Below are 14,124 nucleotides of genomic sequence, written 5' to 3'. Positions count from 1 at the left end.
ATATGAAAAAAGTATTTGTATTCGTAAGTATTTTCTTTTGTTGTTTCCTTTATAACGTTAAAGAAGGGTTTGCTGCCAGTCCAATGACACCTAGTTTTGAAGTGAAGTTATTATTAAAGCCAGAACAAGTATTAGGTTATAAAAAAGAGATAAATCAAGAGGTACTAGAATATTTCCAGGCTGGTACAAATTATGAAAGAATACAAGTGCAATTTTTAGATACGGCAAATAAAAATTTAAGTAATGAAGGCTGGTTTGCCAGAATTCGAAAGAAAGAATTTAGTAAAGATTTTGAGCTAACATATAAAAAAAGATATCCCATTCAAAATGGTGTCATTCAAGATGCACTAGAAGTGGCTAAAAATGATGGGTTTGATAGTAAAACCGATAACTATGAGGCGGAAATAGATTGGGGATTTGAGAAGAAAACGTTAAGTATTTCAAATAAGAAAAGCTACAGCGCGAAAGGATATGGAGTACTTGATTTACCAAACGAACGAGCTGCTCAAAACATGTTAATAGAAAAGTTACCAGGGAAAATGAACAAATGGTTGTATACGAATTGGGGAGAAGAAATGCTCAAGAATTCTCGCATTTATGGCCCTGTATTAATGAAAAGGTATACAGCGGGATTTGAAAATATTAAAACGAATATTGAAGTTTGGCAACTAAGTAATACAGGGAAAATAGAAGATGATTTCGTAATAGAAGTGTCGTTTAAAACAAAAGAGGAAAGTATTGCAAAAGAACAAAGAGAATTATTAATGCAGAGTTTAGATCAAAAAGGATGGCTGTTACCGAAAGATAGTTTGAAGACAGAGCTTATTTTTCAGTAAATAGTAAAAAGGAATTCATATGCCATGAATTCCTTTTTATATTTGAGTATTAAGCTAAATCAGCTGATACGAACATATCACTATTTTGAAGATTTTTAGAGCGTAAACTATAAGCAACTACTTTCTTTTTATGTTGCTTGACAACATCAACATGCTCTTCATGACTATAAATATAAAATGTAAAATCTTTTTTGCCGCGTTTTGCATTAATAATTAAAGGAGTACCCTCATTATGTGGCGGTGCATAATAGCGATCTAAAAATAAACCTTCGTTAAAATCATGAATAATTTTGGATTTTTGTTCGCCTTCTAAGTTATTTCCATTGATTGTAACAGTCGCATTCTCTTCTTCCAGTTGCGGATGTGTTTCGTACTTGCTAATAATGGATTCAATAACAGTGTTAGGAAGGCTCGAAACGATAATTTTAAATGCCCCAAATACAACTAACATAACAATAAACCAAGTCGTCATAGTATATCATCCCCTTTTTCCTATTAAATAATATAACTCATATGGTAATAGTACATATGGTGAACTTTTGTATAATTTGTGAAAAATTTTCCTAGTTTTGAACGTTTTTCAACAAATAGAGCTTTGTAAAGAATGAGAGGGAATATTTGGTATGATAAAAAGTGTAGAAGCTTTCTATATATTATAAGGGGGTTATGAAATGGGGAAATTAGATGGTAAGGTTGCTTTTGTTACAGGAGCTGCGATGGGGAACGGAGCTGGAATTGCTCATGTATTTGCAGAGCTAGGGGCGAAAGTATTACTTGTTGATATTTCAGAGACAGTTCATGAGACAGCCAAAAATATTGTAAGTAAAGGGTTAGATGCTGCAAGTTATGTAGTCGATGTAGCTGATATGGATGCTGTAAAAGAAGTAGCGAAAGATGCATATGAGAAGTACGGAAAGATTGATGTGTTAGTAAATAACGCCGGTGTTATTCGACTTGCAAATTTTTTAGATATGTCAGATGAAATGCGTGATTTTCAATTTCAAGTAAATATTAATGGGGTATGGAATTTTTCTAAAGCGGTATTGCCATATATGGTTGAGAAAAATTACGGAAAGATTGTAAATATGTCTTCTGTAACAGGAACATTGGTTGCTGATGAAGGGGAAACTGCATATGCAACGACGAAAGCAGCAATTTGGGGATTTACAAAAGCGTTAGCACGAGAAGTTGCAAAACATCATATTACCGTAAATGCAATTTGTCCAGGTTACATTATGACACCAATGGCAGAGCAAATAGCAAATGAATCTGATCCAAATGAGCCGAGTAATGTAATCGATGGAATTGCTTCAGGTGTTCCTTTAGGACGTTTAGGGAAAATTGAAGAAGTAGGTCAGTTAGCAGGTTTTTTAGCATCCGATGAATCAAGCTACATAACAGGTACACACATTGTCATTGATGGTGGTAGTACATTGCCAGAAACGGTTTCAGTCGGTGTAAAGTAAAAGGATTATGAATGAGAGTTTTAGTTCTTTGAATTATAACGCTAGAAGAAATCTGAAAGAGATTTCTTCTAGCATTATCATGTTATGTAATATTATTATTAGAAAAATCAATTTTGTTACAAAAAGTTGAAATTGAAGTATTTTAAAAGAAAAAGGTTTATAATAAAAATATAACTAATAACCACATTACTAATTATAAGGAAGTGTAACTATGAGTACTGTAACAATCGTGTATGGTATTATTCTTTCCACAATTATCGTTTTATTTTTCGTTGGGGTTTCACGTTATATTCATAAATGGAAAGAAGGCGTTGCGAAATTAAATCACATTGAAGAAGAACTTAGTGATTTAATGTTACATCATGGTAAGTAAAAAGTTTATTTTTAGCTAAATAATGTGAAAAATATCACAAAACATGCTCTCCTTATGAAGGCATGTTTTTTTGTTATGTGAATGATTAGGCACATTCATACATTTTTTCCATACGATACAGTGTGAAGATGGAAATGTTCGGAGTGGAAAAGAGGGATAAAATGAGTAGTTCAGGTTATGTTCCAGATAATAAAAATTTAAAGAAAAGCTCAGGAACTCCAAACCTTTTCTTTGATTCGAGAAAAAATATCTTTTTTAAAAGGGATGAGAAAAACGTTGCATATGAAGTTACGTCAACGCAGTTACCAGCCATGATAGGAGGAGCGTTTGTTGATTTATTTATGACAAAAGGGCATATGCGGGAACCACATTGGCATCCGAATGCGTGGGAGTTAGATGTTGTAGTATCAGGAGAAGCAGTTACATCCATTTTAAATCCGGAAACGAATCAATTGCAAAATTATCATATGAAAGCGGGGCAAACTGTCTTTATTCCAATGGGATGGTGGCATTGGATCACAGCGGTAACAGAAGAAGTACAATTACATTTGTTCTTCAATAACGATCAGTTTGAAACAGCAGAAGGATCAGACATACTTAGATTAACACCACCAGAAGTATTTCAAGCGGCATACGGTGTAAGTGCGGAAAAATTAGGGAAAGACCTTTCGCCAATTAAGGAGTCAGTTGTAATTGGTCCCTCTAACTTAAATCGAATAAAAGGTGTTAAAGAAAGTGGCGACTCAAATATAGTGGTTACGTTAAATGGGCAAATAACTTCATGTGAAATAGAATAACTCTTTCTTTTTTAGGAAGAGTTATTCTATTTTGTATAATTTTGTAATTAGATTCGCTATAATTATAATATAGAAGGGAATGTATGAGAGGGGGTATATTGTGAACATATTAAAAATTATAGGAATTGTTGCAGGAGTCATTATAGTAGCCGTTATAGCTTTCTTTGTCATTACGAAGTACTATTTGTCAAAAGAAGATCCTAATTACGTATTACAGTACATAAAAGAACATAAAGGTGATAAAACATGTTCATTATTAATTAGGAAAAATGGGGAAGTAGTAATATCCATAAATGAAAATGTAAAATTACCATTAGCGAGTATGGCAAAAATCGTAATAGCAGTTGAATTTGCTAAGCAAGTGTCAGAAGGAAAAATAAGCCGAGATGAACAAATTTCATTACAGGATCTAGAAAAATATTACGTTAAAAACACTGATGGTGGAGCGCATCCTGACTGGTTAGAAGACGCTGAAGCTAGAAAGTTAGTGAAAAATGGACAAATCGCTTTAGAAGAAGTCGCTAAAGGTATGATTCATTATAGTTCTAATGCAAATACGACATATTTGTTAGAAAAGCTTGGAATAGAAAGAGTAAATGAAAGTATAAAAGAGTTAGAGCTTACTAGTCATGATAAGTTTACTTCTTATACGGCTGCACTATATATGAGAGGATACGTAGAAAAAGAACTTCATGTGCCAGAAAATCAGTCATTAAAAACGTTACGTAACATGTCAAAAGATGAATATAATAAGCATGTGTTACAAATACAGGAATGGATGAAAGATGAAGAAGAATGGAAAAAACGGGATATTCCATTAAAGGTAGATATGGAATTTCAGCGAATTTGGTCAGATCGATTAGTGGGAGCAAACGCTAAAGATTATATGAGTATAATGGAAAAGATAAATAGTAGAAAGTATTTTCCAAAATCAATGCAAGAAGAAATCGAGAACATTTTCAAAGGAACAGTTAAAAATAGTAAGTTTGAATATGCTGGTCAAAAAGGTGGCTCTACCGCATTCGTATTGACAAAAAGTTTGTATAGTACAGATAAGAAAGGGAATAGAGTAGAAGTTGTCATTATGTTTAACGATATAGAAGATCAAATTGCATATCAAAAGTTGAAAAATAATGTAGACTATTTTATTCGAGATATTATAACAAGTGAGGAATTTAGAAATAAATTATAATAGAATAATTTTATTATGTAAACAAGATGCTATTAAAGGTAGGTGTTGAGATGAGGTTGAAGGAGTATATGCTTGAAACGTTTCCCAATTTAGAACTTAGACCACCTCTATTTTATAGTTGGGCTATTGGTATTCGCTTTAAATTAGGTATGAACTATGATTACAATAACATTTATGAAAACTGCCCATATTTAGAAGGCGTTTATAATAGAGCCATTACTTTATTTCAGTCTTTACATTCCGAAACAGACGATATGTATATTGTAGTGGATGTAGATGACTATGCAGACGGTGAAACTTTCAAACACAAATTGAATATCTTTTCTAAGTATGTAAAAGAGAAGTCTGATTTGTTTAAGTTACAGAAAAATACAATCCCTTATGTTTTTCCAGAAGACGATGAAGACGGGGTATATAAAACACATAGATATACTTTGAAATGTAAAGTTTCAGACTTGAAATACATTCCTATGATAAAAGCAATTTGTAATCAAGATATGGGAATAAAACCGCGTATTTTTCATAGGGTGTATTTCATAAATATTAATAAGAATACTATATTTCACATTTATGATGATAGAGGTTGTGATGTATTAGCTACCTCTCCTAATACAATTAGGAATATGTATCATACATATAATGATTGGATATTAGAATACGACAGAAATAAAATTGATAAAGTATTTAATTGAATGTAGTCTATTTTAAATGAGGGAAATACCATAGAGGTCTTTCCTTTTATTAATATGAAAACCAACATTTAAATTTGAAAGCACTTATTATAAAGATAAAGGGATTTGATGGTAATGTATTGAATTTGGGTAGAAACGGAAAAAGGAGATGAATAAATGACAACAATATATTTCGTTCGCCATGCCCATTCTACCTATACAAAAGAAGAACGGGAGCGTCCTTTATCTGAAAAAGGACACTTGGATGCAGAGAATGTAACAAGCTTATTAAAAGATAAACATATTGATGTAGTGATTTCTAGCCCGTACAAAAGAGCAGTTCAAACTGTACAAGGAATTGCGAATACATATCATGTATCGATACAAATAGAAGAAGATTTACGAGAAAGGTTATTAAGTTCAGAGCCAGTAGCAGATTTTAATGATGCGGTCCAAAAGGTGTGGGAAGATTGGGATTTTGCACACGAAGGCGGAGAATCGAATGATGTAGCGCAAAGGCGTGCTGTAATATGTATGCAAAATATATTAAAAACATATGAAGATAAGAATATTGTAATAGGAACTCATGGGAATATTATGGTATTACTCATGAATTATTTTGATTCAAAATATGATTTTCGATTTTGGAAAACAATTCGTATGCCCGATATATTTAAGTTGAATTTTCATAATGAGGATTTAGTTTCTGCCGAAAGGATAGAGAATACGGGTCATCAGATAAATAATTTGTAAAAGTTTATCAAAAAAAGAGGAAAGAGAGATATTATTGTAGAAGTATGACTTTGTAACATAAAAAATATGTTAAAGGAGGCTGTTTACATGTTTGAGAAAGAGAAAGAAGGGCTTATTGAAGTTCACAACGTATATGAAATTGTACCACCAGATGGAACAATTATTGGCATGGCAACGGAAGAAGAAATGGAAATTGCTGCTGAACTAGAGCTGCAGTACTATGCCCATTCTCGTTTGTTAGAAACAAATATTCAGTTAGACGGTTCCTCCTACAAAGAGTTACTTCAGGAGTTCCAGGAGTACGAAAGAAAATCAATGAGCTTTTGGCGAGCAATACATAAGCGTTTAGCTGTGCCGTGGGCATGGGTATTACGTATTGATGTTGCGAATGGCCCTATATATGTAAGTAATGGTAATGCGTATTACGAAGAAATCGATGATGAAGAAGATTATGAATAGATAAGTAAGGAAGCAGCTTTAGTTGCTTCCTTTTTTTATTTTTAGGGAGTGAACCGCTTCAATGATAATATCTGGTCGATCATTTTCAATTCCGTGGCCAGCATGTTCGGCAAGTATATATTGGCTGTTTATTGAGAGTTGTAATTGTTCATGAATCAGTTCTTGCCACATTGCTTCAAGTTGTGTCGCTTCCTCTTTTTGCATGCCGCCCTCAGTCAACTGAGTAATAGAATATTGAGGGTCTCTACCGATAACGATTAAAGGTACTTCTAATGTTTTATAGAGTTCTTTTATTGAGCAAGCACAATTTTTCCACCTAGATAGTTCAGAAGCTGTCGCTTTATATAATGTAGGAGAGGTAGAAAATTCAATGTACTGTCTTGATTGGTTAGCGAGTATTGGCTTTAGTTCATTAGAAAGCATGTCTACATCCATTTTGGAGTATGTATTATATTTTTGAAGCCACATATCATCCGAATCAGTCTGATCAGAAATTGGTAAATGAAGTTCATCTAATCGGTGTAAGTTCATGGATGTAGAATCAACTAAAATAAGTGCTTGCAACTTATCTTCATATAACATGGCAAAATGTTGTGCACATAAACCTCCATAGGAATGACCGATTAGAATGATTGGTTCGTGAATATCTAGTTTTTGTAGTAACATATGAAGTTCTTTTGTCGCTTGTAATGTAGTACGTGAATGATTCCTTAGTTCACTTTTTCCGTAACCTGGGCGGTGGTAGGAAACGACTGTAAAGTGCTGTGAAAGCTTTTCTATAATAGGAAACCAATCATAAAATGAGCAAGTCATTCCGGTTTGAATGACTACAGTTTGTTCACTACTTCCTTTCATATATACTTCTATAGTTTGCCCCAATACCTCTACAAATTTATAAATAGTAACCCCTCCTAACTAAGCTTGAAATAATTTTTGACAAGCGAAAACGATGCACCAGACACCTATACCGAACAGGACAGATGTGCTAAGTGAAAATGAGTTTTTTAGGCCGATATAGACGATAAATAATAGTAGTGCGGATGCAGGAAACCCATATAATACGCCTATAGCAAATTGACTTAATTCTTGTTTGTTCCCGCCTTCGAAAGAAATCCAAAATAGGCTCAGTAAACTTACGAGAGGAAGGGCAGCGATAAACCCGCCAATCGTACTATAATGTTTAGCTACTTCAGTAATAACACCGATAATAAGTGCCGAAACGATTACTTTAACGAGGAAATGCATACTTTGCCTCCTTCGCTAATAACGAAAAAGCTCTTTCGATTACTTGTTGTTCTTCTTTCGATAACTGCGATTCTAATATTTTTATCTTTTCTTTATCTAGTAAAGTATGCTTTTCTAATACTTCAATGCCTTCTTTCGTTAAAGTAAGGTTCACAACTCTTTCATCTTGTTTGTTTCTTTCTTTCATGATATACCCTTTTTGAATAAGGCGCTTTACGTGTTCAGAAGCGGTGTTATGAGAGAGAGTAAGCTCGGTAGCGACTTTTCCAATTGTTATATCTTTCTCACGAGAAATGATTTGTAAAATACGAATGGCTTGGTGAGAAAGGTTGTCTTCATATTCATATCGTAAGTGATAATAAATGCTCTCCCAATGCTGATTGATGTCTTTCATAATAAATCCTCCTGTTTTTATATCGTATAATAAGATATATTCGTTATTAAAGAAGTAAAATCCTTTTATTTGGATAAAAAATGTTGAAAAAGTTTATTTTTATTGAAATATAAGGTAATCTATGTGTAAAGGTATACATTCAGCAAGAGAGAGGATGAAAACTGTGAATACATTCAAATGGATGAGTCATGAACAGATGTATGTAGATGAAATACATGTTGAAAAATGTGGTCCTCTTTCAGTCGGCGTATATGGAGGAAATCAAGAGAGTGATGCATATGAACGAGGAGATGCGGTACTTGCTTGGTGGGATCCTGAATTACAATTTGAATTTGTTATGATTTTTGATACACACCACAAAACAAAAAATATTGATTATATAATAGAAGCCATTTCAGAAAGAAAAGAGAAACTAAAGGAGTTATTTTCCTACCCGATACATTTAGCTTTTCATCATACACATATGTACTTATTAGCGTTGTTTACAGATGAGTTGTTTATTGAAAAATGTGATCAAGATGATGAGGAACTTGCATGCTTAATTTGTTTGCGAAAAGGTGAATTTTTATATTGGTTATCAGTCGGTGATTGTTTCGCATATTTATTCCATTCTGAGAAAACGAAAAATGGTAAAGGGCGATTAAATAAACGGAAGAATTACGAATATATTGGTAGGAAAAATATTTTTGCAGCAAATACACCTTGTTTTACGTCAGGTGTAAGAGGATTAGAAAAAGGAATGAATCACATCGTAATGGCAACGGACGGTATTTTAGAGTGTGATAAACGAAGGTTTGATGATGACCAATCTTTAATAGAAATATTACACGACGGAAGTTGCTTACAGATTGAGCCAGTATTAACAAATGTACTGCAGTGGAAAGGTAGAGATTGTGCCACAATTATTGGATGGTCCATTGACACTGAAAATAAACGATGTGCTAATTAATATAAAAGGAGTTCAAGGTTTTTATCCTTGAACTCCTTTTTGTTAAGCAATATGGATGTGATACGTTTTTAACCATTCGTTAACTTGTAACATATATTCCATAGCACTTCTTGCTTCGAAATTGTTAATTTCTTTATTACTCTGATCGGCAATAGCAAGTAATGTGGAATGATTAATAAGAGAGAAAATAGGATTGTTTTTATTACTACACATGTCGAGTGATAAATGACGGATTGTTTGTAAATAATGTGGGTCTTGTGAAGTTGGATACGCACTTTTTCTTCTATTCCGTACATCATCAGGTAAAGCAGGCTTTAATGCTCTACGTAAAATGCCTTTTTCAATATTATCAATGCTTTTTATGTTGAAAGGAACGTTCCATAAATATTCAACTAATCTATAATCACAAAACGGTACACGAACTTCAAATCCTACGGCCATACTCATACGGTCTTTACGGTCAAGTAAGAACGGAAGAAATCTCGTTAAAAATAAATAAAACATTTGACGTTGTTTCGCAGATTTTTTACTTTCGCCTTCAAGAGTAGGTACTTCAAGTATCGCTTCTTGGAATCGTGTATCAATATATTCTTCTAGATTACATTGGTTACTTACTTCATGTAGTAGAAGAGGAGATGTATTTTTCCAATTTGTTAGCCAAGGAAACTTATCTACATATAGTAATTCTTCTTGATGAAACCAAGGGTATCCACCGAATACTTCATCAGCAGATTCGCCAGATAAAGCTACGGTCGCATCTTTTTTCATTTCGCAAAATAGTAAATATAGTGAAGTTTCCATTTCACCAGCACTCGGTAAATCTTTTGCATGGAGGGGAACGAATAAGTGATTTGCTAATTCTTCAGCATTCACAATAATATCATGATGAGATGTCCCTACATGTTCAGAAACGCGTTTTACCCAAGGAGCGTCTAAACCAGTGCGAGCAAATGTCAGTTCGAAATCTTTTGCGCTATTTACAAAGTCAATGGAATACGTATGAAGTGTTTTATTTTCAGCAGCAAATTCTTTCCCGGCTAGTGCAGTAATCCCGCTAGAATCTAATCCTCCTGATAACATACAGACGAGAGGAACATCGGCAATTAATTGTCTTTTTACTGTATCTTGTAAAATAGATAAAATATGTGATGCTGTATCTTCAGTAGAGTCTGTATGAGCTTTACTTTCTAAATTCCAATACTTCGTAACTACTTTTTTATCACGTGTAAATGTTATAGAATGTCCAGCACGCACTTCTTCAATATGTTTAAAGACGCCACATCCTGGAGTTCGAAATAAGCCTAATCCAAATATTTCATTTATGCCATCCGCATCAATTTCAGTAGGAACAGATGGATGCGCTAATAATGCTTTAATTTCAGATCCGAAAATAATGCTGTCATTTCTTTCTGTGTAAAAGAGTGGCTTTACGCCTAAATGATCACGTGCTAAAAATAATTGTTGCTTCTGATCATCCCATAAGGCGAAAGCGAAAATTCCATTTAAATGTTGTACGCAGTCTTCTTTCCATTCTAAATAAGCATGTAGTAACACTTCTGTATCTGAATGCGTTTCAAATGCATGACCGCATTTTTGAAGTTGCTCTCTAAGCTCACGGAAATTATAAATTTCTCCATTATAAGTAAGAGCATACGTATAATCACCAGCACGAAATGTCTTCGGCTGTGCTCCGCCTTCTGGATCAATTACAATTAAACGCCGGTGTGCAAAGGCCGCACGAGGTGAAAACCAAAATCCTTCAGCATCAGGACCACGATGCTGAATACTATGTGCCATCTTTTCTAAAATAACATGTTCATTGGAAAGGTCCTTATTCCAATTTACCCAACCTGTAATTCCGCACATACACATCTCATCTCCTAATTTTTAAAAGTAGATTAACGAAATAAAATGTACACTAAGTTAAAGAATGACTATATAAATAGTGTACTACATGAATCAAATTGCAGACTTGAGAAAATTTTCTTTGAATGTATAGTTATGTGAGACAATGGCTAAGGGAAAGTATTCCATTACATACAAAAGATAATAAAAAGATGAGAGAAAATATTTTTTTAGACGTTATATAGGGTGTAAAAGCTTTTACAAAAAAATAAGGGGAATCGCTACATGAAATCAAATGAGAAAAATTATATAAAAAGATTACAGCGACAAAAAGAAGATGCGCTAGAATTTGTTGTCGATACATATTTACCACTCATCAAGGGAATCACGCAAAAAGTTCTTTTTCCAGTTCAAAATGATGGACTCATAGAGGAATGTGTAAATGATATTTTCCTATCCATTTGGAATAACGCAAATAAGTTTCATGGAGAGCCGAGTGATTTTAAAAAATGGATTGCAGCGATTGCGAAGTTTAAAGCAATTGATTATTACCGGAAGGCAACTAAAAAAGTAGAAATTATTTCGGATGAGTTTCATATTAGTACGGAAAAGTCAGCGGAAGATGAATTAATTGTTATGGAAGATAGAGAAGAATTATTGATGCTTATTAATCAATTAGAACCGTTAGATCAAAAAGTGTTCATTATGAAATATTTACTCGGTATGAAGACAGAGGAAATAGGTGACAAGTTAGGGTTAACCCGGGCAGCGATCGATAATCGAGTGTACCGGGGGAAAAAGAAACTACAACAAAATGCTACGAATATTAGTTTTGGAGGTAGTGCAATATGAAAGACATTTATGAACTATTAAATGATATTGATATAGATGAAAAAGAATTTGAGGAAATTGAGGCTTCTGAAATTGAAAAAGAAAAAGTGAAGCGCAACTTAAAACAATCTATTCGTACGAAGAAAAAGATAAAAAGTTGGAAAAAAGGTGTCGCTGCTGCATCTATTTTAGTAGGATTATCAGTTGCAACGCTTGGTATCGGGTTTCCTACATATGCTGGGGGATTGCCAATTGTAGGTGATATATTCCGATTTTTAGATAATGGTAGAACAGGGTTATATGAAAATTATAAAGAGTTTTCGACTGAATTGAATATGACGAGGGAGAGTAATGGGGTTAAGGTTACCATTAATGATGCTGTGTTTGATGGTAGAACAATTACAATCACATATTCTATTGAAAGCGAAAAAGATTTAGGAGAGAAGCCGTTCCCATTTGGAAGTCCGCAAGTTAGGGGCTTTAATGGCGGAGGAGGTAGTTCGAACATTACAAAAGTTGGAGAGGGACAATATGTAGGTATGACTACGATGAGTGGTCATGGTAGGGAAAGGTTAGATGTTGCAAATGTTTGGTGGGATATAGAGGCAATTGAGTTGGATTATAAAGGTAATGCAATAAAGGGGAACTGGAATTTCGCGCTTAGTTTAAAAGCAATGGATAGTAAGGAATTAAAAGTTAATAAGGTTTCTGAAAATGAATTAATAAAAGTAAATATAGACAAAATGGAAGTAACCCCGATGTCATATATCGTTTTTTTCAATCAGGAAGAATCTAAGGCATTAAGAAGTATATGGGATAGTGCGGATGTTGAGTTAGAAATAAAAGATGATTTAGGAAATCATTATGCTGGTGAAGGAAATGGCGGAAGTAGTACAGTAGCGGAGCCACATAAAAGTAGTTGGAGTGCTACATTCAAAAAATTAAACGAAAATGCAACAAAACTTATCGTTACACCTCGCGTACACTTGCGAGTTCATACACCTGAAAATCATGGTGGAGTGGAGTATGTGAATGGGAAAGAGAAGAAAATAGAAGTACCGAAAAAAGAAGCGAAGAGTAAAGATATTGTTTTAGATGATATTGTCATTGATTTAAAGAAATAGAAGAGAGACTGCCTAAAACCGTTAGGCAGTCTTTTTTTAGTTAAGAACTAGCTACAAGTAATGCATGCGGATGCTGCGCTTTATACTCATCTTTCCACGGAATGTTTAGTTGTTCCCACGATTCGCCGCTATCAGTGGATTGAAACACACCGTTGTTATTTAAAGTGTAAAACGTGTGTCGTTCTGCTGGATTTGTCGCAAACATCGAAATGACTGTACCAATTGCAGATGGTAGTCCTTGCTGTACTTGCTCGAACGGAGTATCTTTCGTTTTACGATAAATATAAGATTCATAAGGTACACGGTGATGAGCGAGATCAGCACTCGGTGCGGCAGAAACGAGAATTGTATTGCAATCAGCTGGATCGATAGCCATGCTATATAAATAACGATGTTCAAGCCCTTCACTGCATGAAATCCAACTGTTTCCACTGTTATAACTTTCAAGATATGCGCGATCAGGTCCGCCCATAAACCCGTCACCACATGATGCATAAAGGCGATTTGGAGCTTCAGGGTGCATAAGTAATTGATGAGCATCGATGGGAGCACCGAATTTTTTATCAATCCATGTATGTCCTTTATCGTTACTTTGAATAACAGCACCAGCTTCAATTGAAACATGGATTGTATTTGGATTATTTGGGTCAACTGTAATCCAGCGGACATGATGGGTAAAAGGTCTGGGCGGGAAAGCCCACGTATAAGAAGATAATAATGATTTCATATTTTTCAGTTCCGTCCACGTTTCACCACCATTTTCTGAACGGAATAAAGCGCTCGGTTCTGTGCCGGCATAAACGACGCCATAGCCGTTAACTTGTTCATTCGGGCTTATCGTAATGGAAGTGATCGAAGAATGTAAAATACCATCTTCTTTTGGGAAATCAAAGTAACGATAAGAATCTCCAATTGGTCTCCATGAATCTCCGCTATCGTCACTTAACCAGAGACCTCGTCCAAAAGTGCCGCAATATACACGATTCTTTTGAAATGGATCAACAGCGATACAGGTAGGTTGCATATTTTGTAAGTGATACGCTGCTTCATAGTTACCATATCGTTCTTTCACTACAACAAGTTCACGTTCCATACAGAGAAATAAACGTTTCATTTTCGTAACCTCCTTAAAAATTCTTTCATTAGTAAACAATATGAAGCTGAAAAAGAAGTAGTCTTATTTTTTGTT

Annotated in this window: 17 protein-coding genes; 11 read left to right on the top strand and 6 right to left on the bottom strand. The window is 34.2% G+C overall.

The genetic code is table 11. The features are described from left to right. Positions 1-2: 2 nt before the first annotated feature. Complete coding sequence (locus ACTFRS_RS09745) at positions 3-836, top strand: hypothetical protein (RefSeq protein ID WP_242293509.1); 834 nt, start codon at positions 3-5, stop codon at positions 834-836. Between the two features lie 49 nt (positions 837-885). Here ACTFRS_RS09745 and ACTFRS_RS09740 read toward each other — a convergent pair whose 3' ends face one another. Continuing rightward, complete coding sequence (locus ACTFRS_RS09740; RefSeq protein ID WP_139867891.1) at positions 886-1,308, bottom strand: YfmQ family protein; 423 nt, start codon at positions 1,306-1,308, stop codon at positions 886-888. 199 nt (positions 1,309-1,507) lie between these two features. Between ACTFRS_RS09740 and ucpA the strand changes: the two genes are divergently transcribed. From ucpA to ACTFRS_RS09705, 7 genes are all read left to right on the top strand, one after another. After that, positions 1,508-2,302, top strand: a complete 795-nt coding sequence (ucpA, locus tag ACTFRS_RS09735) for an SDR family oxidoreductase UcpA (RefSeq protein WP_000517016.1) — start codon at positions 1,508-1,510, stop codon at positions 2,300-2,302. Between the two features lie 211 nt (positions 2,303-2,513). Continuing rightward, complete coding sequence (locus tag ACTFRS_RS09730) at positions 2,514-2,675, top strand: hypothetical protein (RefSeq protein WP_000109006.1); 162 nt, start codon at positions 2,514-2,516, stop codon at positions 2,673-2,675. 161 nt (positions 2,676-2,836) lie between these two features. Beyond that, positions 2,837-3,472, top strand: coding sequence for a cupin domain-containing protein (locus tag ACTFRS_RS09725; protein WP_139867889.1), 636 nt, complete (start codon positions 2,837-2,839; stop codon positions 3,470-3,472). A 100-nt stretch (positions 3,473-3,572) separates the two neighbouring features. After that, a complete protein-coding gene (locus tag ACTFRS_RS09720) occupies positions 3,573-4,664 on the top strand; it encodes a serine hydrolase (protein ID WP_440023706.1) in 1,092 nt (363 codons plus the stop codon). A gap of 50 nt (positions 4,665-4,714) precedes the next feature. Beyond that, positions 4,715-5,356, top strand: a complete 642-nt coding sequence (locus ACTFRS_RS09715) for a DUF3885 domain-containing protein (RefSeq protein ID WP_242293511.1) — start codon at positions 4,715-4,717, stop codon at positions 5,354-5,356. A gap of 156 nt (positions 5,357-5,512) precedes the next feature. Next, positions 5,513-6,088: a histidine phosphatase family protein gene (locus ACTFRS_RS09710; RefSeq protein ID WP_242293512.1), complete on the top strand. Its 576-nt coding sequence runs from the start codon at positions 5,513-5,515 to the stop codon at positions 6,086-6,088. Between the two features lie 87 nt (positions 6,089-6,175). Continuing rightward, positions 6,176-6,547, top strand: a complete 372-nt coding sequence (locus ACTFRS_RS09705) for a hypothetical protein (protein WP_098921463.1) — start codon at positions 6,176-6,178, stop codon at positions 6,545-6,547. A gap of 18 nt (positions 6,548-6,565) precedes the next feature. Here ACTFRS_RS09705 and ACTFRS_RS09700 read toward each other — a convergent pair whose 3' ends face one another. From ACTFRS_RS09700 to ACTFRS_RS09690, 3 genes are read right to left on the bottom strand one after another with little or no spacing between them, the layout of a single operon-like run. After that, positions 6,566-7,402 (bottom strand): alpha/beta hydrolase, encoded by an 837-nt coding sequence (locus ACTFRS_RS09700; protein ID WP_318160776.1) that lies wholly within the window; start codon positions 7,400-7,402, stop codon positions 6,566-6,568. 60 nt (positions 7,403-7,462) lie between these two features. Further along, a complete protein-coding gene (locus ACTFRS_RS09695) occupies positions 7,463-7,792 on the bottom strand; it encodes a DUF3147 family protein (protein WP_000545632.1) in 330 nt (109 codons plus the stop codon). Continuing rightward, positions 7,776-8,186 (bottom strand): MarR family winged helix-turn-helix transcriptional regulator, encoded by a 411-nt coding sequence (locus ACTFRS_RS09690; protein WP_016717103.1) that lies wholly within the window; start codon positions 8,184-8,186, stop codon positions 7,776-7,778. The genes ACTFRS_RS09695 and ACTFRS_RS09690 overlap by 17 nt, the downstream gene beginning before the upstream one ends. A 121-nt stretch (positions 8,187-8,307) precedes the next feature. Here ACTFRS_RS09690 and ACTFRS_RS09685 point away from each other — a divergent pair, with 121 nt between their 5' ends. After that, positions 8,308-9,135, top strand: a complete 828-nt coding sequence (locus tag ACTFRS_RS09685; protein WP_139867878.1) for a protein phosphatase 2C domain-containing protein — start codon at positions 8,308-8,310, stop codon at positions 9,133-9,135. 42 nt (positions 9,136-9,177) lie between these two features. On the opposite strand, the gene asnB is transcribed toward ACTFRS_RS09685, so the two are convergent. After that, on the bottom strand, positions 9,178-11,001 hold the full coding sequence (gene asnB, locus ACTFRS_RS09680) for an asparagine synthase (glutamine-hydrolyzing) (protein ID WP_242294620.1): 1,824 nt from the start codon (positions 10,999-11,001) through the stop codon (positions 9,178-9,180). A gap of 264 nt (positions 11,002-11,265) precedes the next feature. On the opposite strand from asnB, the gene ACTFRS_RS09675 reads away from it, so the two are divergent. Further along, positions 11,266-11,832 carry a sigma-70 family RNA polymerase sigma factor gene (locus ACTFRS_RS09675; RefSeq protein ID WP_440023707.1) on the top strand — a complete coding sequence of 189 codons (567 nt, stop codon included), beginning with the start codon at positions 11,266-11,268 and terminating at the stop codon, positions 11,830-11,832. Beyond that, complete coding sequence (locus tag ACTFRS_RS09670; protein ID WP_242294621.1) at positions 11,829-12,935, top strand: DUF4179 domain-containing protein; 1,107 nt, start codon at positions 11,829-11,831, stop codon at positions 12,933-12,935. Before ACTFRS_RS09675 ends, ACTFRS_RS09670 begins: the two co-directional genes overlap by 4 nt. Positions 12,936-12,975: 40 nt before the next feature. Here ACTFRS_RS09670 and ACTFRS_RS09665 read toward each other — a convergent pair whose 3' ends face one another. Then, positions 12,976-14,049 (bottom strand): glycosyl hydrolase, encoded by a 1,074-nt coding sequence (locus ACTFRS_RS09665; RefSeq protein WP_440023708.1) that lies wholly within the window; start codon positions 14,047-14,049, stop codon positions 12,976-12,978. Positions 14,050-14,124: the final 75 nt, after the last annotated feature.

Origin of the sequence: Bacillus cereus group sp. MYBK139-1 (genome assembly GCF_051916915.1) — a bacterium.
Classification (GTDB): Bacteria; Bacillota; Bacilli; order Bacillales; family Bacillaceae_G; genus Bacillus_A; species Bacillus_A pacificus.
Note: the sequence above shows the minus strand (reverse complement) of the source record. Positions and strands in the feature narration are given on the sequence as shown.